General features: G+C 74.7%; 8 protein-coding genes (1 of these 8 cut by a window edge). 1 reads left to right on the forward strand and 7 read right to left on the reverse strand.

The window, feature by feature from the left end; genetic code table 11:
• The 7 genes from CP973_RS23295 to CP973_RS23325 form a co-directional block, all read right to left on the reverse strand.
• A protein-coding gene (locus CP973_RS23295) for a type I polyketide synthase (protein WP_150244615.1) crosses the window boundary here: on the reverse strand, positions 1-13659 show its 5' portion. 14754 nt of this gene lie to the left of the window's left edge; 13659 of the gene's 28413 nt are visible here — the first part of the coding sequence; its start codon is at positions 13657-13659; its stop codon lies beyond the left edge, outside the window.
• A 370-nt stretch (positions 13660-14029) separates the two neighbouring features.
• On the reverse strand, positions 14030-14791 hold the full coding sequence (locus CP973_RS23300; protein ID WP_150244618.1) for a response regulator transcription factor: 762 nt from the start codon (positions 14789-14791) through the stop codon (positions 14030-14032).
• Between the two features lie 310 nt (positions 14792-15101).
• Positions 15102-17858, reverse strand: coding sequence for an ATP-binding protein (locus tag CP973_RS23305; protein ID WP_150244621.1), 2757 nt, complete (start codon positions 17856-17858; stop codon positions 15102-15104).
• Entirely contained in the window at positions 17848-20664 is a 2817-nt protein-coding gene (locus tag CP973_RS23310; protein WP_244409956.1) for an AAA family ATPase, read from the reverse strand. The genes CP973_RS23305 and CP973_RS23310 overlap by 11 nt, the downstream gene beginning before the upstream one ends.
• A 19-nt stretch (positions 20665-20683) precedes the next feature.
• Positions 20684-23587, reverse strand: coding sequence for a helix-turn-helix transcriptional regulator (locus tag CP973_RS23315; RefSeq protein ID WP_150244625.1), 2904 nt, complete (start codon positions 23585-23587; stop codon positions 20684-20686).
• Between the two features lie 132 nt (positions 23588-23719).
• Complete coding sequence (locus tag CP973_RS23320; RefSeq protein ID WP_150244628.1) at positions 23720-24487, reverse strand: thioesterase II family protein; 768 nt, start codon at positions 24485-24487, stop codon at positions 23720-23722.
• Between the two features lie 200 nt (positions 24488-24687).
• On the reverse strand, positions 24688-25719 hold the full coding sequence (locus CP973_RS23325; RefSeq protein WP_150244631.1) for a GDP-mannose 4,6-dehydratase: 1032 nt from the start codon (positions 25717-25719) through the stop codon (positions 24688-24690).
• 396 nt (positions 25720-26115) lie between these two features.
• On the opposite strand from CP973_RS23325, the gene CP973_RS23330 reads away from it, so the two are divergent.
• A complete protein-coding gene (locus CP973_RS23330; RefSeq protein WP_150244633.1) occupies positions 26116-26382 on the forward strand; it encodes a hypothetical protein in 267 nt (88 codons plus the stop codon).
• Positions 26383-26521 lie beyond the last annotated feature (139 nt).

A 26521-nucleotide genomic window follows, 5' to 3' on the forward strand; every position in this document is an offset into this window, starting at 1 on the left:
GGCCGCCAGGCCGGCGAGCATCCGCGCGACCGCGTCGCGGTCGGTCAGGTCGCAGGCGACGACACCGGCCTCGCAGCCCGACTCGGCGAGTTCCCGGACGAGTTCGTCCATGCCGGGTGCGTCCGGGCCGCGGCGGCTGGTGAGGACGACGTGCTCGGCGCCCTGCTGGGCGAGCCAGCGGGCCAGGTGCGGGGCGAGGGTGCCGGTGCCGCCGGTGACGAGGGTGGTGCCGCGCGGCGTCCAGGGGCGGGCGGGGGCGGCGTCCGCGGGGGTGGCGCGTACGACGCGGCGGGCGAGGACGCCCGAGGCGCGCAGGGCGAGCTGGTCCTCACCCGTACGGCCGGTAAGGACGGCGGCCAGGCGCTCCCCGGCCCGCTGGTCGAGCTGCTCGGGCAGGTCGACCAGGCCGCCCCAGCGCTGTGGGTGTTCGAGGGCGGCGGTCCAGCCGAGGCCGAGGACCTGGGCCTGTTCGGGGTGGGTCAGCCGGTCCGCGCGGCCGGTGGAGACGGCGCCCCGGGTCAGGCACCACAGGGGTGCGTCGATCCCGGCGTCACCGAGTGCCTGGACGAGCGCGAGGGTCAGCGCGATGCCCCGGGTGAGCGCCGGGTGCGTCGCGCTCTGCTCCTCGGCCTCGGCCAGCAGCGACACCACGCCCGTGAACTCCGCCTCGCCGAGGCCGGTCAGGCGCTCGGCCAGGAGCGCGCGGTCGGCGCAGGCGTCGTCCAGGACGAGGGTGCGCGGGCCGGCGCCGTGGGCGGCGAGGACGCCGGTGAGGCCGTCGGTGTCGGTCCCCTCGGGGGCGACGACGAGCCAGCTGCCGGTCAGGGTCGCCGTGGGCAGGCTGGTCAGCGGCTTCCAGGTGGCGCGGTAGCGCCAGGAGTCCACGGTGGACAGGTCGCGGCGGTGCTTGCGCCAGTGCGAGAGGGCCGGGAGGACCGGGGCCAGGGCGGCCTGGTCGAGGCGCAGGCTGGAGGCGAGGGCATCGACGTCCTCCTGCTCGACGGCCGTCCAGAACTCCGCGTCCGCGGGGTCCGTCTCGGCCTTGGCCCCGGTCCGTTCGGGGATCGCCCACAGGTGTTCACGCTGGAAGGCGTAGGTGGGCAGCGGCACGCGGCGGGCGCCGGTGTCCGCGAGGACGGCGGCCCAGTCGGCGTTCGCGCCGCGTACGAAGGCCTCCGCGAGCGAGGTCAGGAAGCGGTCGGTGCCGCCCGTGTCGCGGCGGAGCGTGCCGAGCACCGCGGCCGCGCCGCCGGTTTCCTCGACGGTCTCCTGGATGCCGATGGACAGCACGGGGTGGGAGCTGACCTCGATGAAGAAGTGGTGGCCCTGGGCGAGGAGTTCGCCGATGCCGTGCTGGAAGCGGACGGTCTGGCGCAGGTTGGTGTACCAGTAGTCGCCGTCCATGGCGGTGGTGTCGAGCCAGTCGCCGGTGACGGTGGAGAAGAAGGGCACCTCGGACGGGCGCGGGCGCACCGGCGCGAGGACGGTGTGCAGTTCGTCGCGCACCATCTCGACCTGCGCGGAGTGCGAGGCGTAGTCCACGGCGATGCGCCGGGCGCGGATGTCCTGGCCGACCAGCTCGGCCTGGAGGGCGTCCAGCGGGGCGGTGGCGCCGGAGACGACGGTGGAGCGGGGGCCGTTGACGGCGGCGATCGACAGGTGCTCGTACGCGGCGAGGCGCTGTTCGACCTCGGCGGCGGGCAGCGGGACCGACATCATGCCGCCGGACCCGGCCAGCCCGCGGGCGATGGCCTGGCTGCGCAGCGCGACCACCCGGGCCGCGTCCTCCAGGGACAGCGCCCCGGCGACGGCGGCCGCGGCGATCTCGCCCTGCGAGTGGCCGATGACGGCGTCGGGGGTGATGCCGTGGGCGGACCACAGCGCGGCCAGGGAGACCATGACGGCGAAGGAGGCGGGCTGGACGACGTCGACGCGGTCCAGCGTCGGCGCGCCTTCCACCTGGCGCAGCACGTCCAGCAGGGACCAGTCGGTGAATTCCGACAGGGCGGTGGCGCACTCGGTCAGCCGCTCGGCGAAGACCGGGGACTCCTCCAGGAGCCGCGCGCCCATGCCGGCCCACTGGGAGCCCTGGCCGGGGAAGACGAAGACGGTCTTGCCCTCGGTGTCGGCCGTGCCCTGGACGACGCCGGGCGCGGAGCCACCGGTGGCCAGGGCGTCCAGGGCCGCCCGCCGGGTGGCGTCGTCGGTGCCGACGACGACGGCGCGGTGGTCGAAGAGCGTGCGCGAGGCGACCAGGCTGTGGGCGACGTCCAGCGCGCCGGGCGCCCGCTCGCCGTCGAGGTGCGCGGCGAGGTTGGCCGCCTGGGCGCGCAGTGCGCCCGGGGTACGGGCGGACAGCACCCAGGGCACCGCGTCACCGGCCGGGGGCACCGGCTCGGCGGGAGCCGTCTCCTGCGGCCGGGGGGCCTCTTCGAGGATGGTGTGGGCGTTGGTCCCGCTGATGCCGAAGGAGGAGACCGCGCAGCGGCGCGGGCGCTCGCCCTCAGACCACTCGGCGGGCTCGTTCAGCAGGGCGAGGGTGCCGGGCGTCCAGTCGATGTGGCCGGAGGGGGTGCCCGCGTGCAGGGTGCGCGGCAGCACTCCCTCGCGCAGGGCCATCACCATCTTGATGACACCGGCGACACCGGCCGCCGACTGGGTGTGGCCGATGTTGGTCTTGACGGAGCCGAGCAGCAGCGGGCGGTGCGGGTCGCGGTCCCGGCCGTAGGTGGCTTGCAGGGCCTGCGCCTCGATCGGGTCGCCGAGGGCGGTGCCGGTGCCGTGGGCCTCGACGGCGTCGACGTCCGCCGGGTCGAGCCCCGAGTTGGCCAGGGCCTGGCGGATGACGCGCTGCTGGGAGGGGCCGTTGGGGGCGGACAGGCCGTTGGAGGCGCCGTCCTGGTTGATGGCCGAGCCGCGGACGACGGCGAGGATGTCGTGCCTGTTGCGCTGTGCGTCCGACAGGCGCTCCAGGACGAGGATGCCGACGCCCTCGGCGAGGGTCATGCCGTCGGCGCCGTCGGCGAACGCCTTGCAGCGGCCGTCGCCGGCCAGGGCCCGCTGGCGGCTGAAGGCGACGAACGGGTTGGGGTTGGTCATGACGGTCGCGCCGCCGGCCAGCGCCAGGGAGCTTTCGCCGTTGCGCAGCGACTGGCAGGCCAGGTGCAGGGCGACCAGCGACGAGGAGCAGGCGGTGTCGACGGTGACCGCCGGCCCTTCGAGACCGAAGAGGTAGGCCAGGCGCCCGGAGAGGACGCTGGGGCTGGTGCCGGTCACCAGGTGACCGGCGGAGCCGTCCTCGATGCCGAGTCCGTACTCCTGGTAGGTGGAGCCGATGAAGGTGCCGGTCGCGCTGCCGTGGACGGTGGTGGGGTCGATGCCGGCGTACTCGAACGCCTCCCAGGTGGTCTCCAGCAGCAGCCGCTGCTGGGGGTCCATCGACAGGGCCTCGCGCGGCGAGATGCCGAAGAAGGAGGCGTCGAACTCGCCCGCGTCGTGCAGGAAGCCGCCCTGGCTGGAGTAGGTGGTGCCGGGGTGGTCGGGGTCGGGGTGGTGGAGGCCGGTGTCCCAGCCGCGGTTGACGGGGAAGTCGCTGATCGCGTCGACGCCGTCGGAGATCAGCTCCCAGAACTGCCGCGGGGAGCGGACGCCGCCGGGGAAGCGGCAGCTCATGCCGACGATGGCGATGGGCTCGTCGTAGCCGCCCGAGGAGGCGGCCACGGCCGCGGCCTGCGCGCCGCCGGTGCCCAGGATCTCCTCGCGCAGGTGGCGGGCGAGGACGGTGGGCGTCGGGTAGTCGAAGACGAGGGTGGCGGGCAGGTTGAGGCCGGTGAGGGCGGCCAGCCGCTTGCGCAGTTCGACGGCGGTCAGCGAGTCGAAACCGGCGTCGCGGAAGGCCCGCCGCTCCGGGATGGCGTCGGCGGAGTCGTGGCCGAGGGCGACGGCCGCCTCGGCACGCACCAGGTCGGCCAGCAGCCGCTCCTGCTCGTCCTCGGCCAGGCCCCGAAGGCGGGCGGCGAACTCCGGCGCCGCGCTCTCGGCGGTGCTCTCGGCGCGCGCCAGGGCCTGGACCTCGCCGAGTTCGTCGAAGAAGACGTTGCGGCGGGTGGAGGTGAAGACGGGGTGGTAGCGCTCCCAGTCGATGTCGGCGACCGTGACCGTGACGTCCCGCTGGACGACGGCGCGCCGCAGTTCGGTCATGGCGGTCGCGGGCACGAGGAAGCGCAGTCCGCGCCTGCGCAGGTCCTCGGTGACGGCCTCGTGGGTGGCCATGCCGGCCTCGGCCCACGGGCCCCAGGCCACGGAGGTGGCGGGCAGCCCGCGCGCCGCGCGGTGCTCGGCGAGGGCGTCGAGGTAGGCGTTGGCGGCGCTGTAGGCGCTCTGCCCGGCGCTCCCCCACACACCGGCGATCGACGAGACGAGGACGAAGAAGTCCAGGTCGTGGCCGTCCAGGAGGCTGTCGAGGTGGGCCGCGCCGAGCATCTTGGCGGCCATCGCCGCGGCGGCCCCGTCCAGCGGGGTGTCGGCGAGGGCGGCGTTCTGGCCGACGCCTGCCGCGTGCACGACGCCGGTCAGCGGGTGGTCGGCGGGTACGGCGGCCAGGACGGCGGCGAGCGCGTCGCGGTCGGCGGTGTCGCAGGCCGCGATGGTGACCCCGGCACCCAACTCCTCGATCTCGGCCGCCAGTTCGGCCGCACCGGGGGCGTCGGGGCCGCGGCGGCTCGTGAGGATGAGGTGGTCGGCGCCGCTGCGGGCGAGCCAGCGCGCCGCCTCGGCGCCGAGGGCGCCCGTACCGCCGGTGACGAGCACGGTGCCGCGCGCGGTGAACGCGTCGGCCGGGGGAAGTTCGGCCTGCGGGTGGCGTACCAGGCGCCGGCCGAGCGCGCCGGTGGCGCGGATCGCGAGCTGGTCCTCGCCGCCCCGCGCGGCCAGCGCGCTGACGAGGTGCTGGGTGGCGGGGGCGTCGAGGGTGGCCGGCAGGTCGATCAGGCCGCTCCACAGCTGCGGGTGCTCCAGGGCGGCGACGCGGCCCAGTCCCCAGACCGCTGCCTGGAGGGGGTTGGTGAGCGGGTCGTCCGGGCCGGTGGTGACCGCGCCGCGGGTCAGGGTCCACAGGGGCGCGTCGAGCGGGGTGTCGGTGAGCGCCTGGGTCAGTACGAGGCTGAGCGCGAGCCCGGTCGACGGTTCGGCGTCCAGCTGCCGGTCAGGCCCGTCGGCGAGCGGAAGGAGGGACAGGATGCCGGAGAAGGCGTGCTCCTCCGTGCGTACGGCGTCGAGCCGGGCCGCGAGTTCCGCGCGGTCGCGGCAGGCGGCGGCGTCCAGGACGAGGGTTTCGAACTGGGCGCCGTGGCCGCGCAGCGCGTCCAGGATCGCGTCGCTGTCGATGCCGTCGGCGGTGACGAGCAGCCAGGTGCCGTCGAGTACGGGCGCGGCGGCGGCGCGTGCGGGCCGCCAGGCGACCCGGTAGCGGGTGGAGTCGAGCAGTGCCTTCTCGTGCCGCTGCTGGCGCCAGGACGACAGTGCGGGCAGCAGTGCGTACAGGGAGGCGTGCTGTTCGTCGCGCAGCCCCAGGAGGGCGGCCAGTTCGGCGGCGTCGCCGCGCTCGACGGAGCCCCACAGCTCGGCGTCCGCCGGGTCGGCCGTGCTCGGTGCGGGGCGGGCCGGGCCGGGCTCGGGCCAGTAGCGCTCGTGCTGGAAGGCGTAGGTGGGCAGGCCGACCGTACGGGCTCCGGTGCCGGCGAGGTACGCGGGCCAGTCGACGGCCGTACCGCGTACGTGCAGGCGGGCCAGCGCGGTGGCCGCGCAGCGCTCCTCGCCGCGGTCGGCACGCAGCAGCGGCAGGAAGTCGGCGTCCGCGTCATCGCCCAGGGCGTCCTGGGCGGGTGCGGACAGGGTGCTGCCGGGGCCGAGTTCGAGGAAGGTGCCGGCCCCGTTGGCGTGCGCGGCGCGCACGGTGTCGGCGAAGCGGACGGTGCCGCGCGCGTGCGCGGCCCAGTAGTCCGGGGAGCGCAGTTCGTCGTCGGTGACGGGCCGTCCGGTCAGCCCGGAGACGATGGTCACCTCCGGCGTACCGTAGGTGAGCTGCGCGGCGACCTCGCGGAGGCCGTCGAGTACGGGCTCCATGAGCGGCGAGTGGAAGGCGTGGCTGACCTTCAGGCGCTTGGTCTTGCGGCCCTGCGCCGCGAAGTGGGCGGCGATCTCCCCGGCGGCGGTCTCGTCCCCGGCGACGACGACGGAGCGGACCCCGTTGACGGCGGCGAGCGACACCTCGTGCTCGCGCCCGGCGAGCAGCGGCGCGGCCTCCTCCTCGGTGGCCTCCAGGGAGATCATCGCGCCGCCGGCGGGCAGTTCCTGCATCAGCCGTCCGCGCGCGGCGGCCAGGCGGGCCGCGTCGGGCAGCGAGAGGACGCCCGCGACGTGCGCGGCGGCGATCTCGCCGACGGAGTGGCCCATCAGGATGTCGGGGCGTATCCCCCAGGTGCCCAGCAGCCGGTGGAGCGCGACCTGGAAGGCGAACAGGGCGGGCTGGGTCCATTCGGTGCGGTCCAGCAGTTCCGCCTCGGGGCTGCCCTCCGGTGCGAACAGGACGTCCTTGAGGGGGCGGTCCAGGTACGGCGCGAGCGCGGCGGACACCTCGTCCAGGGCCTGCGCGAACGCGGGGAAGCGGGCGGCGAGTTCCCGGCCCGCTCCGGGGCGCTGGCTGCCCTGCCCGGAGAACATCACGGCCAGCTTGCCGGCGCCGCCGGTCTCGCCCTCGGTGAGCGCGGAGTCGGGGCGGTCGGCGGCCAGGCTGGCCAGCGCGCGCAGCAGTTCGTCCCGGTCGCCGGTGACGACGGCGCGCTGGTCGAAGGCCGAGCGGGTGGTGGCGAGGGAGAGCGCGATGTCGGCCGGGTCGGCGGTGGGGCGCTCGTCGAGGAAGGAGAGCAGGCGGGCGGCCTGGTCCCGCAGCGCGGCCCGGCTCTTTCCGGACAGGGTCCAGGGCACCACGGCCGGGCTGAGCGCGGGCTGTTCGCGCTGCTCGGGGGCGGCCGGGGGCTCCTCGACGATGAGGTGGGCGTTGGTGCCGCTGAAGCCGAAGGAGGAGACGGCGGCGCGGCGCGGCCGGCCGGCCTGCGGCCAGGGCGTCTCCTCGGTGAGCAGGCGCACCGCGCCGGAGTCCCACTCCACGTGCGAGGACGGCGCGTCGGCGTGCAGGGTGCGGGGCAGCACGCCGTGCTCCATGGCCATGACCATCTTGATGACACCGGCGACACCGGCCGCGGCCTGGGTGTGGCCGATGTTGGACTTCACGGAGCCCAGCAGCAGCGGGCTCCCGGGGTCGCGCTCCTGGCCGTAGGCGGCGAGCAGGGCCTGGGCCTCGATGGGGTCGCCCAGGGTGGTGCCGGTGCCGTGGCCCTCCACGGCGTCGATGTCCGCGGCGGACAGTCCGGCGGCGGCCAGCGCCTGCCGGATCACCCGCTGCTGGGAGGGGCCGTTGGGGGCGGTCAGCCCGTTGGAGGCGCCGTCCTGGTTGACGGCGGAGCCGCGGACCACGGCCAGGACCTTGTGCCCGTTGCGGCGGGCGTCGGAGAGGCGCTCCAGGACCAGGACGCCGACGCCCTCGGACCAGCCGACGCCGTCGGCGCTGTCGGAGTACGCCTTGCAGCGGCCGTCCGGGGACAGACCGCGCTGCCGGGAGAACTCGATCAGGGCGCCCGGTGTGGACATGACCGTGACGCCGCCGGCCAGCGCGAGCGAGCACTCCCCCGCGCGCAGCGCCTGCATCGCCCAGTGCATGGCGACCAGCGAGGACGAGCACGCGGTGTCGACGGTGACGGCGGGGCCTTCGAGGCCGAGGGTGTACGAGATGCGCCCGGAGGCGACGCTCGGGGCGGTGCCGCTGCCCTGGTGGCCCTCGAACTGCCCGCCGCCGAGCACCGTCCCGTAGTCGTTGTACATGACGCCCGCGAACACGCCGGTCTGGCTGCCGCGCAGCGACACCGGGTCGATGCCCGCCCGCTCGACGGCCTCCCAGGACGCTTCGAGGAGCAGCCGCTGCTGGGAGTCGGTGGCCAGCGCCTCGCGGGGGCTCATGCCGAAGAAGGCGGGGTCGAAGTCGGCGGCGTCGTGCAGGAATCCGCCGAAGCGGGAGTACGAGGTGCCGATGCGGTCCGGGTCCGGGTCGTAGAGCGCGTCCAGGTCCCAGCCGCGGTCGGCGGGCAGGCCCGAGATGGCGTCCGTACCCTCGCTGACCAGCCGCCACAGGTCCTCGGGCGAGGCGACGCCACCCGGGTAGCGGCAGCTCATGCCCACGATGACGATGGGGTCGTCGTCGGTGGCCGCACGGGGGCCCTGGACCGCCGCGGCGGCTTCGGAGCCCATGAGCCCGTCGAGGATGTGGGTGGCGAGGGCGTCGACGGTCGGGTGGTCGAAGATGACCGTCGCGGCGGTGCGCAGGCCGGTGGCGGCGCTGAGCCGGTTGCGCAGTTCCACGGCGGTCAGCGAGTCGAAGCCCAGCTCGCGCAGCGGGCGCCGGGCGTCGATGTCGGCGGTGCCGGCGTGGCCGAGGACGGCGGCCACCTGACCGGCCACCAGGTCGAGCACGACCTCGCGCCGGTCGGTCTCCGGCAGCCGGGACAGCCGCTGGACGAGGGTGACGGCGGCCTCCGAACCCGAGACCACCGCGCGGCGGGCCGGGGTACGGACCAGGCCGCGCCACAGCGGCGGCAGCTGGTCCTGGAGGCGCAGGACGGACAGGTCGAGCCGGGTCGGCAGCAGGACGGCGGCGTCCGTGGCGGTGGCCGCGTCGAACAGGGCGACGCCCTGCTCCTCGGTGAGCGCGGGGGTGCCCATCCGGGCCAGCCGGTCGAGGTCCTCGTCCGTGAGGCCGCCGGTCATCCCGGCGGTGGGCGCCCACGGGCCCCAGGCCAGGGAGAGGCCCGGCAGGCCCTGGGCGCGGCGCAGCTGGGCGACCGCGTCGAGGAAGGCGTTGGCGGCGGCGTAGTTGCCCTGGCCCGCGGCGCCCACGGTGCCGGACAGGGAGGAGAAGACGACGAAGGCGGCCAGGTCCAGGCCGCGGGTGGCCTCGTGGAGGTGCCACACGGCGTCGGCCTTGGGCCGCAGCACCGCGCTGATCCGCTCGGGGGTGAGCGATGCGAGCACGCCGTCGTCGAGGATTCCGGCGCTGTGCACGACGGCGGTGACGGGGTGCTCCGCGGGCACACCGGCCAGCAGCCGGTCCACGGCGGCGCGGTCGGCCAGGTCGCAGGCCGTGATGGCAGTCTGCGCGCCGAGCCCGGTCAGTTCGGCGACGAGCTCCGCGGCGCCGTCGGCTTCGGCGCCGCGGCGGCTGGCGAGCAGCAGGTGCCGTACGCCGCGCTCGGCGACCAGGTGCCGGGCCAGTACGCGGCCCAGTCCGCCGGTGGCGCCGGTGAGGATCACGGTGCCCTCGGGGTCCCACTCCGCGGCGGTCCGCGGCGCCTGGGCGCGGGCGAGCCGCGCGGTGAGCACGGCGGTGCCGCGTACGGCGGCCTGCGGCTCGTCCGCGGACAGGTCCAGGGCCCGCGACAGCGGTTCGGCGGCGGGCTCGGTGGTGCCGGGGTCGAGGTCGAGCAGCGCGAAGCGGCCGGGGTGCTCGCTCTGCGCGGCCCGTGCGAGGCCCCAGACGGCGGCGGCCACCGGGTCCGGTGCCTGCTCGGCGTCGGTGGCGACCGCACCACGGGTGACGAGGACGAGCCGGGATGCGGCGTACCGCTCGTCCGCCTGCCAGGTGCGCAGGAGTTCCAGGGCGTGGGCGGTGCGGGCGTGGACGGCGCCGGTGACCTCGTCGCCGTCCGCACCCGCGATGGGCGCGAGGACCACGTCCGGTACATCGGTGCCGGCGTCCAGGCCGGGCAGCTCCGTCACCGTACGGTCCGGCGAGGCGAGGGCCTGCTCCAGGCCGAAGACGTCCTGGCCGAGGACGGCGACCGTGGCGGACGCCGCGGGGGCGGTCTGGTGCGCCTCGGTCCAGCGCAGTTCGAACAGCGCGTCCCGGACGAGGGCGTCGGCGGCGGCGAGCTGCTCGTCGGGCACGGACCGCAGGACCAGCGAGCCGATGGAGGCGACCGGCGCGCCGGTCGTGTCGGCGACGGCGATCGACACGGCGTCGTCGTCGGCCGGGGTCAGCTTCACACGGACCGTGCTCGCCCCGCTCGCGTGCAGGGTCACGTCCTGCCACGCGAAGGGCAGGCCGCCGCGGGCCTGCTCGCCCAGGTCGGCGAAGGCCGCGGCGTGCAGCGCGGCGTCCAGCAGGGCCGGGTGGATCCCGAAGGAGGTGGCGGACGCGGCGTCGGCGCCGTCGGCCCCGGGCAGGGTCACCTCGGCGTAGACGGCGTCGCCGCCGCGCCAGGCGGCGCGCAGGCCCTGGAACAGCGGCCCGTATCCGAAGCCGGAGTCGGCCATGCGGTCGTAGAAGCCGTCGAGGTCCAGCGGACGCGCGTCGGCGGGCGGCCAGACCGTGGCGTCGAAGTCGGTGCGGTGCTCACCGGCGACGAGGGTGCCGGTGGCGTGCTGGGTCCAGGGCAGTTCCTCCGGCCCGTCGGGGCGCGAGTGGACGCTCACGGCGCGGCGGCCCGATTCGTCCGGGCTGCCCACCCACACCTGCACCTGGACGCCGCCCTCCTCGGGCAGGACCAGCGGGGCGGCCAGGGTGAGTTCCTCGACGCGGCCGCAGCCGGCCTCGTCCCCGGCGCGTACGGCCAGTTCCAGGAAGGCGGTGCCCGGCAGCAGCACGGTGCCGCGTACGGCGTGGTCGGCGAGCCAGGGGTGGGTGCGCCGTGACAGCCGGCCGGTCAGCAGCAGGCCGTCGGAGTTGGCGACCGACACGGCCGCGGCCAGCAGCGGGTGGTGGGCCGCGCCCAGGCCCGCGGCGCGCATGTCACCGCCGGTCGCGGGCACGTTCCGGGGCCAGTAGCGGCGGCGCTGGAAAGCGTACGTGGGCAGGTCGGCGCGCCGGGCGCCGGTGCCTTGGAAGTAGGGCTCCCACTGGACGGCGACGCCGCGGGTGTGCAGGCCCGCCAGCGCGGCGGTGAGGGTTTCGGCCTCGGGGCGGCCCTTGCGCAGTACGGCGAGCGTCGCGGGGACGCCGTCGGCGGCGTCGTCGGCCGCGGCCAGGCAGGTCTGGGCCATGGCGGACAGGACGCCGTCGGGGCCCAGTTCCAGGTACGTGGCGGTGCCGTGGCCGTCGAGCCAGGCGAGGGCGTCGGCGAACCGTACGGTGTGCCGGGCGTGGTCCGCCCAGTAGTCCGGGGAGGCCAGCTGCTCGACCGTGGCGAGGGTGCCGGTCAGGCCGGAGACGACGGGGATCACCGGCGTCTGCGGGGTGAGCCGGGAGACGACCGTACGGAACTCCTCCAGCATGGGGTCCATCAGCGGGGAGTGGAACGCGTGCGAGACGCGCAGCCGCTTGGTCTTGCGCCCCAGCGCGGCGAAGTGCCGGGCAACGGTCTCCGCTTCGCTCTCCTCCCCCCCGATCACGACGGCGGCGGGCCCGTTGACCGCCGCGATCGACACCCGGTCCCGCCGGTCCTCCAGGAGGGGCAGGACCTCTTCCTCGGCGGCTTCGAGGGAGATCATCGCGCCGCCTTCGGGCAGCGCCTGCATGAGGCGGCCGCGGGCGACCACCAGGGCCGCGGCGTCGGCCAGCGAGAAGGCGCCGGCCACGTGCGCGGCGGCGATCTCGCCGATGGAGTGCCCGGCGAGATGGTCCGGCTTGATGCCGAAGGACTCGGCGAGCCGGTAGAGCGCGACCTCGACGGCGAACAGCGCGGGCTGCGCGTAGCCGGTCCGGTCGAGCAGGGCCGCCTCGGGCGTGCCCTCGGCGGCGAACAGCAGTTCCTTCAGCGGCCGGTCGAGGCCCTGGTCGAGGTGGGCGATGACCTCGTCGAGGGCGGTGGCGAAGACCGGGAAGCGGGCGGCGAGTTCACGGCCCATGCCCGGCCGCTGGGAGCCCTGCCCGGTGAAGAGGAAGGCGAGCTTGGAGCGGGTCCGCGCGGTGTCCTGCACGAGGCCCGGGTCCGGCGTGCCGTCGGCCAGCGCGGTGAGGGCGGCGCGCGCCCGGTCCAGGTCGGCCGCGGTGAAGGCGGCGCGGTGCTCCATGCCGGAGCGGGCGGTGGCCAGGGAGTAGGCCACGTCCACCGGCGCGGCGCCGGGGGCGGACGTGAGGTGTTCGAGGAGTTGCGCCGCCTGGGCGCGCAGTGCTTCGCGGGTACGGCCGGAGATCAGCCACGGGACGGCGCCCGCCGCCACGGGCTCGGGCGCGGCCGGCTGCTCGGTGTCCTCCTGGGGCGCGGCCGGGGCCTCCTCCAGGATGGTGTGCGCGTTGGTGCCGCTGAGCCCGAACGAGGAGACGCCGGCCCGGCGCGGCCGTTCGCCCCGCGGCCACGGGACCTGCTCGGTGAGCAGGCGTACGGCGCCCTGCGTCCAGTCGACGTGTGAGGACGGCGCGTCCACGTGGAGCGTGCGCGGGAGCAGGCCGTGCCGCATGGCCAGCACCATCTTGATGACACCGGCCAGGCCGGCCGCCGCCTGGGTGTGGCCGAGGTTGGACTTGACGGAGCCCAGCAGCAGGGGACGGTCGGCGTCGCGGCCCTGGCCGTAGGTGGCCAGCAGCGCCTGGGCCTCGACCGGGTCGCCCAGCGTGGTGCCGGTGCCGTGCGCCTCGACGGCGTCGATCTCGTCGGCCGAGAGCCGTGCGCTGACCAGCGCCTGTTCGATGACCCGCTGCTGGGAGGGGCCGTTGGGGGCGGTCAGCCCGTTGGAGGCGCCGTCCTGGTTGACGGCGGAGCCGCGGACCACGGCCAGGATCTCGTGCCCGTTGCGGCGGGCGTCGGAGAGGCGCTCCAGGACCAGGACGCCGACGCCCTCGGCCCAGCCGGTGCCGTTGGCGGAGTCGGCGAAGGAGCGGCAGCGCCCGTCCGGGGAGAGCCCGCCCTGGCGGCTGAACTCCACGAAGGTGGTGGGGCTGGACATCACGGTCACACCGGCGGCCAGCGCGAGGGAGCACTCGCCCTGGCGCAGCGAGTGGGCTGCCAGGTGCAGGGCGACGAGGGAGGACGAGCAGGCGGTGTCGACGGTGACCGCCGGGCCCACGGCCCCGAAGAAGTAGGCGAGCCGGCCCGAGATGACGCTGGTGGTGGTGCCGGTCAGGGCGAAGCCCTGGACGTCGTCGTCCGGGCCCACCCGGTACTCCTGGGGCATCGCCCCGACGAACATGCCCGTGCGGGTGCCCCGGACCCCCGCCGGGTCGATGCCGGACCGCTCGAAGGCCTCCCAGGAGGACTCCAGCAGCAGCCGCTGCTGCGGGTCCATGGCGAGCGCCTCACGCGGGGAGATCCCGAAGAAGGAGGCGTCGAAGTCGGCCGCTTCGTGCAGGAAGCCGCCGGAGAACTCCCCCGCGTCCTCGGCCGCCAGTTCCCAGCCGCGGTCGGTGGGGGCCGTGGTGATGCCGTCCCCGTCGGCGGCGAGCAGGGACCAGAGCTCCTCGGGGCTGCGTACGCCTCCCGGGAAGCGGCAGCTCATGCCCACGATCGCGATCGGCTCGCGGGCCGCCGCCTCCAGCTCGCCCACCCGCTGGCGGGAGCGCCGCAGATCGGCACTGGCCCGCTTCAGGTAGTCGCGGAGTTTCTGTTCCTGGTCCATGTTCGCCACGTTCAACCCAACCCATCTCAAGACCGGCGGACAGCAGAGGATTTCGTTGTGGGCATCCGGCACTGGGGACGGCTGTTCCACAGCGACTGATGAGATATCTGCGTGCCCGGCACGAGGCAGCTCGACTTCCCGCACGCCACCTGGCCAGTCTCGACAAGGGCGGCCATGGAATTCCCTAGAATCGTCCGGGACGCGGGCGCGGCCGCACGACGAGGCGCCGGGGTACCGCGATGCTCCGCGGTACCCCGGCGCCTTGTGTCCCGTCGGCTCGCATTCGGACCATGGGCCGGGCACGGGGCGGGGACCGGCCCGTGAGTCCGCGCTCGGCGAGCTCCGGGATTACGGGTATGTTGCCGGTGCGTTACTTGATGAAGCCCTCCACGACACGGGGCGGCCAGGTTCCCACCGTCAGTACGCCCATCGCATACGCGCGGGACACCAGCGCCGCGCGGTTGGGCACCTTCAGTTTCCGCAGCAGTCCGGTCACGTGATACTCCACGCCCTGCCGGCTGAGATACAGCCGGGAGGCCAGTGGAATCGTGGACAGGCCCGCCGCTATTCCCTCCAGGATTCTCGCGTCGATCTCACTGAGTAATTTCTTGCGGGGCGCCACCACCGCTTCGCCCTCCGCGCTCTGCCCCGGCCGCATCATCACGAGGACCGCTGCCGGGTCGGGGGCGTAGCCGCTCACCGCGGTGGCGGTGAGGCTGCCGGTGAACGCGTCGCCCTCCGACCGCAGCGCCACGACGTGCGCGGAGAACCGGTCGCAGCGGCCGCTCAGCAGCCGTTCGAACTGCCGCATGAGCGGCTGCCGCACGCTGGGGTGCACCAGCTCGCGGAAGTCGCGGCCGCAGGCGTCGGGGGCCGTGGTGGTCGAGGAATCGGAGGGGGCGCCGGCCAGTACGTCGGCACCGGCCCCGTCGGGGGTCGCGAAGTTGCGGAAGAACTCCTGTGTTGCCTGACGGATCGTCAGCGTCGGGTCCAGTACGGCCATGCACACGCCCTGCCGGTCGGACGGCGGCCGCGCCTCCCGCCGGACCGGGGCGACGGCCGTCGCGACCGCGCCGGCCGCACTCCGGCCTGTCGAAATCTGCGGGGAATCCACCAGAGCGGAAAACTTCAAGGGACCGACATCCTTTCCAACCCCCGTCTGTAACCAGAAGTGCACGAGCAATCAAGCGAGGTGGGGAAATCATCCGGAGAATGAAACGCCCCGGGCCGACCGAAGGCCCGGTAGCCGCGGGAGGCAATTCCGACCTCTCCGACGCATTCGACACTAGGGAGAGGTCCAGACAAGCGTCAACGTCCACCCGGCCCGGTACGGCTAAACCTGTGGTCGCCCTCCGGAGGGGTACGGTCCCGCACCACTCTTTCGGTCCCCCCGAACACCCCGTACCGTTTACCGCCGGTAAGCCGTACGCGCCACGGCGGACTCAGCCCGCGGCCAGCGCGGCGCTCGCACTTCGCCCTCCCGGCAACTCGCGTCGCCCCGCCACGCCCAACTTCCGGTAACACGAGGTCAGATGCTTCTCCACCGCCCGGGTACTCACACCGAGTTCATCGGCGATTTCCTGGTTGGTCAGTCCCTTGCCCACCAGGGAGACGACCTTGCGCTCGCTGTGGGTGAGTGACGCGTCCACGCTCGGGGAGGTGGTCCCCAGGGCCGCGTAGGCGCGTTCGGCCACCCAGGGGGCGCCGCAGGCGGTGGCGAGATCGGCGGCCTCGCGCAGGACGGCCTTCGACTCCTTGCCGCTCTCCAGCGCCCGGCCCAACTGGAGCAGTGTACGGGCCCGTTCGAGCGCGTTGGCCGACGCCCGCAACACGTCGGCGGACTCGCGCAGGGCGGCGACGCCCCCTCCCCCGGGCAGCAGGGCTCTCAGCCGCAGGGCGCGGCCGAGCGAGGCGGGGGCCGCCCACTGCCGCGCCCAGGCCAGCTCCTCCTCCGCCAGTGCCAGGGCCGCACGGGGCTCGCCCAGTCGGTGGTGGAGGGCGATGGCGCGGGGCCGCCAGGGGTAGAGGGCGGAATTGCGCCAGCCGGCCGCTTCCAGCTGGCGCCCGCAGCCCAGCAGCGACTCCAGCGCGTGGACGCCCCTGCCGCGACGCGCGTCGAGCGAGGCTTTGAGGAGTTGCAGCATGGCCGTCAGCGCGAGGCCGCCGCTCCAGCGCTGTCCGGCGTCCCGGAGGAGGTGTTCGATCACCTGGACGTCGCCGGTCTCCATGGCCACCGCGGCCCGGACGGCGGTGGTGGACTCGCGCCAGTCCGCGTCCGCCAGCTCGGCCGCCAGGTCGGCTTGTTCGCGGGCCTGGGTCAGACGGCCGCAGGCGAGCTGGACCAGGGCGTTCTCGGCGTGCACGACCGCGTCCGGGCGGCCGGCGTGCTGCGCGCCGGACAGGCGGGTGTTCAGTCCCTCCACGGTGTCGGCGGCGTACAGGGCCACCGCGACCAGCGGCAGCGCGATGCAGGCGCGCGCGGCGGTCACCGGCTCGCGTTCCAGGATCTTCCCGGCCAGGGCGGCGACCTCCGGCGCGGGCAGGGCGCTGGAGAGGGTCGCCGCGTTGGTCAGCACGGCCGCCAGTTCGCGGTCGCCGCCGGTGTCCAAGGGGGGCGGGGTGCCCAGTGCGCGCAGGCGTTCCACCGCGCCGGTCAGTTCCGTCGGGTTCTCGTGCCCGGCGTGCCACAGCCGCGCTTCCAGCCGCAGGGCGATCTCACGGGCGGTGCCTCGGTGCGCGGCCGTGGGGTCGAGGTCCTCGGACGCGCGGCGCAGCAGGTCCACCGCTGAGGCGGGCGCCTCGCCCAGGAAGGTGGGCGGGATGAGCAGGGTGGCGGCGGCCCGGTCGGTGGCCGACGGCAGCAGGCGGACGGCCTGGCCGATGTGGCGTTCGCAGGCGGCGGGGTCGGTGCCGCGTTCGGCGCCGGCCAGCTCGATCAGCAGGCGCGCGCGCTCGAAGGAACCGGTGCTCCCCAGCAGGGCGCGCCGGAGATAGCGGGCGGCGGTGTCGGGTGCGCCGCGGCGCAGCGCGGCCTGCGCGGCTGCCCGCAGGACCGCCACGGCCCACGGGTGGCGGGTGGCGGTGACGGTCATCAGCAGGTCCGCGACGTGTTCGGCGGGCCGGCCCGCCTGGTGGAGGAGTTCGGCCGCGGCCTCCCGGGAGCGCTCGCGTTCGGCGACGGTGAGAGCGGAGTCGACGGCGTCGCGGACCACGGGGTGGATGAAGCGCGGGGCGCCGCGCGAGGCGAGCAGGCCGAGGTGGTGCAGGGTGCGCAGGGCCTGCTGGAAGCCGATGGTGTCCAGGCGCGCGTGGCGCCGGAAGAGGTCGGCGTCGCCGTGGTCGCCGAAGGCGGCGATGGCCGCGGCCAGGTCGCGTACGGGACCGGGCTGGGTGCACAGGCAGCCCGCCAGGCGGTCGCGGAACTGGGCGGGTCCCTGCACACGGACCTGCTCCGCGTGTGCGGCGGTGGGGCGGTGGCCGGTCGGGGCCAGCTCGCGCAGGACGGCTTCGAGGAAGAGAGGGTTGCCCTCGCAGGTCTCCTGACAGGCGTGGGCGTAGACGTCGTCGGCGGATTGGCCCAGGTGGTGCTGGATCATGGCCCGGGTGCCGTCGAGCGAGAGCGGGGCGGGGCGCAGGATCTCGGCGGCGTCCGCGAGGTCGCGGATGAGCGGGTGCTGGGCGCGGGGGTCGCCGTCGCGCAGGGTGCACACGAGGGCGACGCGCAGTCCGTACGGACGTCGGACCAGGTAGGCGAGCCAGCGCAGGGAGGGCACGTCGGCCCACTGGAGGTCGTCGACGAGGAGGAGTACGGGGGCGGTGGCGCAGGCTTCGTCCAGTACGGAGCGCAGGTCGTGCAGAACGGCTTCGGTGGCGGGCGTGTCCTGGTCGCCGGGGGCCGGGAGGCGGCCGGTGGGGCACGGCCGTGCGGCGCCGCCCGCGCCCTGGCCGGCGGGGTCGGCGCACAGGGTGGGCCCCAGGAGCTGGTGGACGATGCCGTAGGCGAAGTCCTGCTCCATGGGCGCGGCGTTGGCCCGCAGGACCCGTACGGTGTCGGGGGCCTGGGCGCCGGCCTCCTGGAGGAGCGTGGACCGGCCGATGCCCACGGGGCCGGTGAGCATCAGCGCGCACGAACGGCCCGCCTCCGCCCGGTGCACTGCGGTATTGATGCGGGCCAGTTCGGACTCCCGCTCATACAGCATCCGTTACGTCCCTTTCCGTCGACCGGCTCCGCGCGCGGAGTTCCTTGCGTGAGGTGATACGCAATTTCTTGTAGGTACTGCTCAACCGGTGCTCGACGGTTCTCCGGCTCACCACGAGCTGCTCCGCTATCTCGCGGTTGCCCAGGCCGCGGCGGGCCAGTTCGGCGGTCTGCCGCTCGGCCGCCGACAGGGCGTCCCATCCCTCGGGAAGGGCGTCGTCGTCGGGGGCGGGGGGCTCGTCCAGCTGGGCGGTCAGCCACCGGACGCGTTCGGCCAGCCGGCTGGAGGTGCGGGTGACGGTGAGGCGGGACAGTTCGGACAGCAGGCGGGACGCGGTGGCACGCTGTCCCTTGGTGACCTCCTCGGTGACCAGGTCCGCCAGGACCCAGGCGTAGGCGAGCCGGGTGGGCACCTCGCCCAGGTCGCGGTAGGTGGTCCCGCGGACGCCGTCGGCCGGGTCCCGGTGATCGACGCTTTCGGCGCCCAGCTGGGCCAGGCCCAGTGCGCTGGGGGCGCCCCACTGGCGCGCGAGGGTGAGTTCCTCGCGGATCAGGCGCTGGGCCTGTTCCTGGTCGCCGAGGGTGAGGCAGGCCCGGGCGGCCATCGACCGCCAGGGCAGCACGATGGGATTGGCCCACCGCCGCCGCAGCAGCCAGCGGCCGGTCTCCTTGAACAGTTCGGCGCCCTCGGCCCAGTGCCCCTCCTCGATGGCCACGCGGGCGCGGGCGTACAGCAGGTAGGGCCAGTGGAGGCCGTGTTCGGCGCCGGGCGGCAGGGGGGTCCGGGCCAGGGCGCGGGCCTCGTCGCACCGGCGGTCCTCCTGGGCGATGGTGCTGCGTACGGCGATGAGGTGCGGGGCGGCCAGGGGGTGCCAGGAGGCGAGGGGCAGGGCCCGTTCGGCGGCGTCCGCGGCGCGGTCGGCGGCGTCCAGGCGGCCGCCGCGCAGATGCAGTTCGGCGGACAGGGCCAGGGCGCGGGCCAGCGTGGGGTGGCTGTGGCGGCGGCGCAGTTCCGTGATGATGGCGGCGAGCCGGTCCTCGGCCTCGTCGGCGGCGTCGGTGGACCACAGCGCCCAGACGGCGGCCAGGCGGGGCAGGGCGGGGGCGGCGTTGCCCGCGTCCAGGGCGCGGCGGGCCAGTTCCGCGGTCCGCCCGCGGTGCCGGCCGCGGGCGGCGAGCTGCCAGGCCCGGATGCCGGCCTGGGCGGGCGCCAGCGGATGTTCGGGCAGGGCGGGAAGGTCGGGCGCGGGCAGGTCGCGGAGTTCGGGAGCGCTCTCAGCCGCATGCCAGTACAGCGCGATCAGGTCGTCGCGCTCGCTGCCGTGTGCGGTGGCGAGGGCGTGGGCGGCGGCGCGGCGGCCCCAGGCGTCGTCGCCGCGGGCCAGGCCCGTGTCCAGGGCCCGTAAGCGCAGCTGGGCCCAGGGTTCGCCCTCGTGCGGAGCCTGGACGAGGGTGGTCAGCCTGCGGTCGCCGGCTTCGGGAGCGGCCACGGCTTCGGCGTCGGCCAGGTCGAGGCTGATGTGGGCGCGCTGCAAGGGGTCCTGGGGCTCGTCCAGGGCGCGGCGCAGGTAGGTGGCGGCGCTGGCGAAGTCGCCGCGGCGCAGCGCGGCGCCGGAGCCGCCGCGCAGGGTGTGCACCGCCCAGGGCTCGCCGATGGGCGGTGCTTCCAGGAGGAGGCGCGCGATGTCCTCGTCGTCGGCCACGATCTGGTACGCGAGGTGGGCGGCGCGGGCGTGCAGGGCCGCGCGTTCGGCGGCGGGCATGTCCTCCAGGATGCGGGCCCGCACGATGGGCATGCGGAGGCGTTCGTAGGTGCCCTCGGGAACGGTGAAACCGGCCATCTCCAGCGCCGCCCGCAGCCGCGACTCGCGTACGGTGCGCAGCCCGGCCAGGGAACAGATCAGGGGGAAGTCCAGCAGGTCGCCGCCGACGGCCAACGCGCGTAGCACGGCGGTGGCCTCGTCGGTCAGTCCGCGCAGGGCGCGGCCCGCGCGGTCGCCGACGATGCCGAGGATCAGGGTGTGCAGCTGCGGGACGCGGTCCTCGGTCGGGCGGTGCCCGGCGTCGGCGAAGCAGCGCAGGGCCGCCTGCAGAACGGCGGGGCTGCCGTGGGCCGCCTCGGTGGCCGCGACGGCGAACGCCTCGTCGCAGGGGGTGCCGCAGATCCTCTCGGTGAGGGCGGCGACCGCGCGGGGGCTCAGCGGGTGGACGGTGAGGCGGCGGGTCAGCCGCGCGGAGGGGGCGGCGTCGTCCAGCCAGTCGGGACCGCTGGGGTACAGGCCGGTGCGTGCGACGAGCAGGACCAGGGGGACGCCGTTGGACAGGCGGCGCACCAGGGCCTGCAGCCACTGCACGGAGGCCGGGTCCAGCCACTGCGCGTCCTCCACCGTCACCAGCGTGGGGGTGCGGCGGGCGGTGTGCAGGAGTTCGGGCAGGCCCGGCAGGCAGGCCGGTTCCTGGTGCCCGCGCAGGTCCCGCAGCGAACGTTCGGCCACCTCGCCCAGCAGGCCGAGCAGCTGGGTCACGGCTCCGTAGCGCAGATCTCGTTCGGCCAGGGAGCCGCTGACGCGCAGGACGCGCACCGAGCGCTCCTCCGCGAGGCGGCCGGCCCAGCGCAGCAGGGCGTTGTGGCCGAAACCGGGGTGGCCGGTCACGGAGACGACGGCGGGGCGGCCCTCGCCGAGCGCGGCCACCACCCGGCCCAGCTCGGCCTGTTCCTCCTCGCGTTCGAGCAGGGGCGGATCGGCGCGCCGCCGTCCCGCCCGTATGAACCCCGCGTATAGTTGCTCGTCCTTCAGCCCGGTCACCGCCATCACCCCGGCCGTCTCAGTGCTGTCCGCGCGGCCGCGACGCCTGCCGTGGCACCCGCGCCCCGCGGACGCCCGGGGTGCGCAGGACCGCGGCGAGCCGGGCACGCTCGGTGATACCCAACTTGCGGTACACGTTCGTCAGATGCATCTCGACCGTACGCACGCTGACGTGCAGCGACTGGGCGATCGAGCGGTTCCTGGCGCCCCCGGCGGCGAGGCCGGCGACCTTGCGCTCCATGCTGGTGAGCAGGTCCAGGGGCGAGCCGGTCATCTTCCGCATGCGGCCGCCCGCCGCGAGCAGGGCGCCGCGGGCGTTCTGCCCCAGCATGAGGGCGCCGCAGCGCTGGGCGAGGTCGGCCGCGGCGCGCAGGTGTTCGCGCGCGGCGCGCCGGTCGTCGGCCGCCAGCAGGGTCTGTCCCAGGACGAGTTCGGCGCGGGCGTGCTCCACGCGGGCCGGTGAGGCGGCCAGCTCCCGTACGGCCTCGCCCAGCAGGGCCACGCCCTTCGCACCGGGGGTGGCCACGCCGCGGGCCAGGGCGGCCAGGCCGAGGGCGCGCGGGGTGCCCCAGCGCCGTGCGAGCCGCGTGCCGTGCGCCGCGAGGTCCCCGGCCTCCTCGGCACGGCCGAGTTCCGCGAGCACACAGGCCGCCTCCGCCCACCAGGGCAGATACAGCGCGTTGCGTACTTCGTCCGCCTCCAGCGACCTGCCGCATTCGAGGAACAGTGCCAGCGCGCCCTCGGGGTCCCCCAGGGCATGACGGGCACGGCCGTGGGCCATCAGGTACCGGTGGCAGGTCCACACGTACTGGTCGCGCCATACGGGGTCGATGCCGGCCAGCAGCTTCTCGGCGCGCGCGGCCTCGCCCCGGTCCACCAGCACGCCGGCCAGGGCCAGGCGGGGCAGGGCCACCGTCTCGCCCCACCGTTCCGCTTCGCTGATCTGCACCGCCCTCCGGGCGTCCGCGAGCGCGTCCGGGAGGGAGCCCAGGCCGTGCAGGACCAGGGCGCGGATGGACAGGGCCAGGGAGTAGGTCCACACGGCGGAGTTCTCCCGGCCGTGGCGCAGGAGACGGTCCAGCGCGCGCAGCGCGTCGTCGGTACGGTCGGCGAGGGCCAGTACGAACCCGGAGTTGATCAGCGACCAGTTCTTCAGGGGCAGCTGGGGCGAGCGGGCCGCGCGCAGGGCGCACTGCACCGCCGGTCCGGGATCGGCCTCGTCGTCGAACACCCTCAGTATGGCCATCGCCCCCAGCTTCTGGTGCTGGGCCGGGGTGTCGCCCTCGGGCACGGTCATCGCCGCGGCGCGCTTCCGCGCCCCGGCGAACGTACTGCGGCTGTGGCTGCCGACGATCAGCAGTACCGACTCGACGAGCGTACGCAGTTCCCGGTCGGCGGGCAGGGGGTCGGGGCCGAGTTCGGCGTCGAGGGTGTCCAGGACCTCTTCGAGCATGCCCAGGGCGGCGGAGCCCTCGCGGGCGGCCAGGCAGGTCGTACCGAACTGCGCGGCGATCCGCGCCCTGGTCCGGATGTCCACGCCGGGCGCCAGCGCTCCGCGGAGCAGGCGCATGGCCTCGGGCGGGTCGGTCTCGGCGAGCGCCGCGGCCAGCCGGGCGCGGACCTCCACGCTGCCCGGGTCCACTTCCAGGACCCGGTACAGGTAGCGGGCCGCGGCCTCCGGGGCGCCGCGCGCCCCGGCCCGTACGGCGGCCTCCCGCAGGACACCGGGCATCCAGGGCTCGGACACCGAGGGCAGCACCAGGAGGTGGCGGGCGACCTCTTCGGCGGGCCGTCCCGTGTCGCTCAGGAGCAGGGCCGCCCGTGTGCGCAGGCACACCAGGGCGTGCGCGTCCAGTGGCGCCAGCACCGCCGCGCGCACCGCGCCGTCCGTGAAGTGCCTGCCGCCGGGCGCCAGCAGCCCGGCCCCGCGCAGCACCGTCAGGGCGTCCTCGACGACATCGGCGGGTACGGCGGCCAGGGGCCCCACGAGGTCGGCGCCCTGCTCGCCGAGGACCGCCACCGCCCGCGCGACCTCGCCGACCCAGGCCGGCCGGCGGTCCAGGAACGTGTGCGCCCAGCGTGCCAGGACACGTCCGCCGACCTCGGGGATCCGGTCGGCGCCGACCACTCCCGAGCCGACGCCCTCGGCCCGCAGCTCCCGCAGGAGGTGGTCCAGGAGGCACGGGTTGCCCCGGGACACGGCCCAGGCGCGGGAGACGAAGACGGGGGCGACAGGGGCGGGGAAGGACTGCCGTACGGCCTCGGCGACGTCCGTCTCGGTCAGCGGTCGCAGGCGCAGTGTCGTGGTGCGGCGGTGGGCGGTGAGGTCCGCCAGGGCGCGGTGGGCCGGGACGCCGCGCGCGGGAGCCGTGCCCTCGGCCTGCTGGGTGAGGACGACGAGAAGGGGGGTGCCGTCCGCCCTGCGCAGCAGGAAGTCCAGCCAGCGGAGGGAGAGTTCGTCGCAGTGGTGGACGTCGTCCAGGGCCAGGACGAGGGGGCGGCGGCTCAGTTCGTTCGCCGCGAGGCGGTACAGGTCGTGGAATGCGCGCTGGACGACGGGGGCGTGCGGCGGCTCGTCGGCCAGTGCGCCGGGGGTCAGGGCGAGGAGGGCGCGGCAGGCGGTGTCGTCGCGAGAGGCGTCACGCGCGGCCGGTCCGAGCAGCGTGCGCAAGGCGTATAAGGATTCGCCCGCGGTGCTCTCCTCGCAGGTGCCGCGGAGAACTGTGGCGTGCCGGCAGGCGTCCCCGTCCAGGAAGGCACGGAGCAGGGCGGACTTGCCGACACCGGTCGGACCGGACACGACGACCGAGCCCGCGGTTCCCCAACGGGCATCACGGGCGAGGCGGCCGAGCAGCCCGATCTCCTCGGCCCGGCCGACCAGACCGCTGTCCGCGCACGGTGTGACGCTCCGGCGTTGCACCATAGAGCTCCTCGCACCCCAGAGACACAACATATGTGACGGGGCGTCACCACGTCATGTTGTAAATCACCCTAAAGAGTGATGTCCGACGTGCGCTACAGTACATGATCGGCAGTCTGCGTGGCCAGGGTCGCCTTAGTTGGTGAACTCCTCTCCGCTGGTGAGGTGTTCACGCAGCAGCGCCAGGACGGCGGGAGCCTGCGAGCTGAGGAAGAAGTGGCCTCCCGGATACACCTTGAGGTCGAACGCGCCCGTGGTGTGCGCGCGCCAGTCCCCGGCCTCCTCCAGTGTGGTCTTGGGGTCGTCGTCCCCCGTCAGCGCGGTGATCGGCGCCTTGATCGCCGCCCCGGGGTCGCAGCGGTAGGTCTCCACCGCGGTGTAGTCGCTGCGGATCGCCGGCAGGATCATACGCAGCAGTTCCTCGTCGCCGAGCAGCGCGGCGTCCGTACCGGACAGCAGCTTCAGCTCGGCCACGATTCCCTCGTCGTCGCGCCGGTGGACGCTCTCCGCGCGGTAGCGCGAGGGCGCCCGCCGCCCCGAGGCGAAGAGGTGCGTCAGCTCGCCGCCGTCGGCCTCCAGCCGCCGCGCCACCTCGAACGCGACCATCGCGCCCATGCTGTGTCCGAAGAACGCCGTCGGCCGCGATCCGAGCCGCTCCCGCAGGGCCGCGTACACCAGGTCGGCCATGGTCCCGATGTCGTCGGGGCTGGTCTCGGTGCGCCGGTCCTGGCGGCCCGGGTACTGCACCGACAGCACCTCCGCCACGGGCGCCAGCTGTGCCGACACGGGGAAGAAGAACGAGGCCGAACCGCCCGCGTGCGGGAAGCAGACCAGTTGGCGCGGACGGTCCGGCGCCGGGTGGTAGCTCCGGGCCCAGAGGCCGTCCGCCGTGGTCGTCGTCATGGTGCTGGTTCCTCCTCCTCGCGATGGCACCGGGCCGGCGCCGGTGTGCGGCGGCCGGACACCGGCCCGGTGGTCCTGGGTTCCATTCCACAGGGGGGAACGCGGGAAATCACCTAGTGTTCGCGCTCCGCGCGACGGCGGTCCCGCCGCGCCGGAGCCGTACGGGACACCCACCGCCCCGGGGTGTCCCGTGCGTCCGGCTACCAGCTGGCGGCCAGCAGCAGGTCGCCGTACTCCCGCTCGCGGGACGCCTGGCGCAGGTCGGAGTCGACCATCATGCGCATCAGCTCGGGGAAGTCGACGGTGGGCTCCCAGCCCAGCTGGGTACGGGCGCGCTCGGCGTCCGCGCACAGGATCTCCACCTCGGCCGGGCGCACCAGCGAGGGGTCGATGCTGACGTAGTCCTCCCAGTTCAGGCCCACGTGCTCGAAGGCGATGCGGACGGCGTCGCGGACCGAGTGCATCTCCCCGGTGCCGATCACGTAGTCGCCCGGCTCGTCCTGCTGGAGCATCAGGTGCATGGCGCGGACGTAGTCCCCCGCGAAGCCCCAGTCGCGTACGGCGTCGAGGTTGCCCAGGGACAGCTTGTCCTGGTAGCCCAGCTTGATGCGGGCCACCGCCAGGGAGATCTTCCGGGTCACGAACTCCGCGCCACGGCGCGGCGACTCGTGGTTGAACAGCATGCCGGAGACCGCGTACATGCCGAAGGACTCGCGGTAGTTGCGGGTGATGAAGTGCCCGTAGGTCTTGGCCACGCCGTAGGGGCTGCGCGGCCGGAAGATGGTGGTCTCGCACTGCGGGGTCTCGGCGACCTTGCCGAACATCTCCGAAGAGGACGCCTGGTAGAAGCGCATCTGGCTGCCGCCGGCGCTGCGCGAGCCGTTCAGACCGCTGACCATGCGGATCGCTTCGAGCATGCGCAGCACGCCCATGCCGTTGATCTCGGTGACGAGTTCGGCCTGCTGCCAGGACATCGGCACGAAGGAGATCGCGCCGAGGTTGTAGATCTCGTCGGGCTGCACCTTGTCGACCGCGGAGACCAGGCTGGCCTGGTCCATCAGGTCGCCGTCGACGAAGTTCAGCTCGGAGACGAGCCGGCTGACCCGCGACTTGCGGGGATTCGCCTGCCCCCGCATCAGGCCCCACACCTGGTATCCCTGCGCAAGCAGGTGCTCGGCCAGATAGGAGCCGTCCTGCCCGGTGATTCCGGTGATCAGCGCACGCTTGGACATCTCATTCCTCTCCTCCGCATGAAACACACCGCCCAAACGCAGAGCCGAGTCGGCTGCTTGACCTCTTGGCTACTGGGTCCCGAAAGGGCACCGGATGACATCGGATATGCCGTGGTCCCGGACGCTGGGTAATCGGCACGCTGGCAAGCGGCCGGTCACGGTGTCAAGGAATTCCGGGCACTCTAGGGAATTCCCGAGTGCCGCCACCGCGCGTTCGTGGCCCGTTGCCACCGGTGCCACCGGCCCCGACGCGGTCCGTGGCGCCCGGCCGACCGGCACACTAGGGATTTTCCGGTGGGCGGTGCGCTGCACTGTCGGGTGTACCCCCACCAGGCCCGGCCGGCCCTCTCGTCCCTGGCGCCGACCGGGCCTGCCCGTCTCCTGGAGCGTCGCCCGGTGCTGCTCAGCCTCCTGCCCATCCGCCCGCGGCCCCACCGGCGTTCCGTCGCGCCGCCGGCGCTGCTGCGACCGGCGCGGTTCCTGGCCGCCCCCCGGGCCCTGCCCGCGCCGGGCGCCGCGGTCGTCGGCGACCGCGTGGTCACGTCCAGCGCCGTCACTCCGCCCGGCTGTTCACGCCGACCGTTCCGGCCGTTGTGCCGGGGCGGGTTCTCCACCCGTACGCGGAAATACCCGGACCGCGCGGGCGGTCCGCTGCGCGAATAGATCGACGGAAACCACAGCATTCGGGCTTTTGTGCGCGACACCCATGAGGGCGCGGAATTAGACCGCGCCCATTCCGAATTGCATGAACGCCGCCGGCTCCGAATGTCTTCATGGTGGCTTCGTACCGCGACGGCGGCTC

The sequence above is a fragment of the Streptomyces albofaciens JCM 4342 genome (assembly GCF_008634025.1).
Classification (GTDB): domain Bacteria; phylum Actinomycetota; class Actinomycetes; order Streptomycetales; family Streptomycetaceae; genus Streptomyces; species Streptomyces albofaciens.

What these genes read in the sequence shown, in the direction of transcription:
- CP973_RS23315 (WP_150244625.1), bottom strand. Translation starts at nt 23,587, where the DNA reads ATGGTGCAACGCCGGAGCGTCACACCGTGCGCGGACAGCGGTCTGGTC.
- CP973_RS23305 (WP_150244621.1), bottom strand. Translation starts at nt 17,858, where the DNA reads ATGCTGTATGAGCGGGAGTCCGAACTGGCCCGCATCAATACCGCAGTG.
- CP973_RS23320 (WP_150244628.1), bottom strand. Translation starts at nt 24,487, where the DNA reads ATGACGACGACCACGGCGGACGGCCTCTGGGCCCGGAGCTACCACCCG.
- CP973_RS23325 (WP_150244631.1), bottom strand. Translation starts at nt 25,719, where the DNA reads ATGTCCAAGCGTGCGCTGATCACCGGAATCACCGGGCAGGACGGCTCC.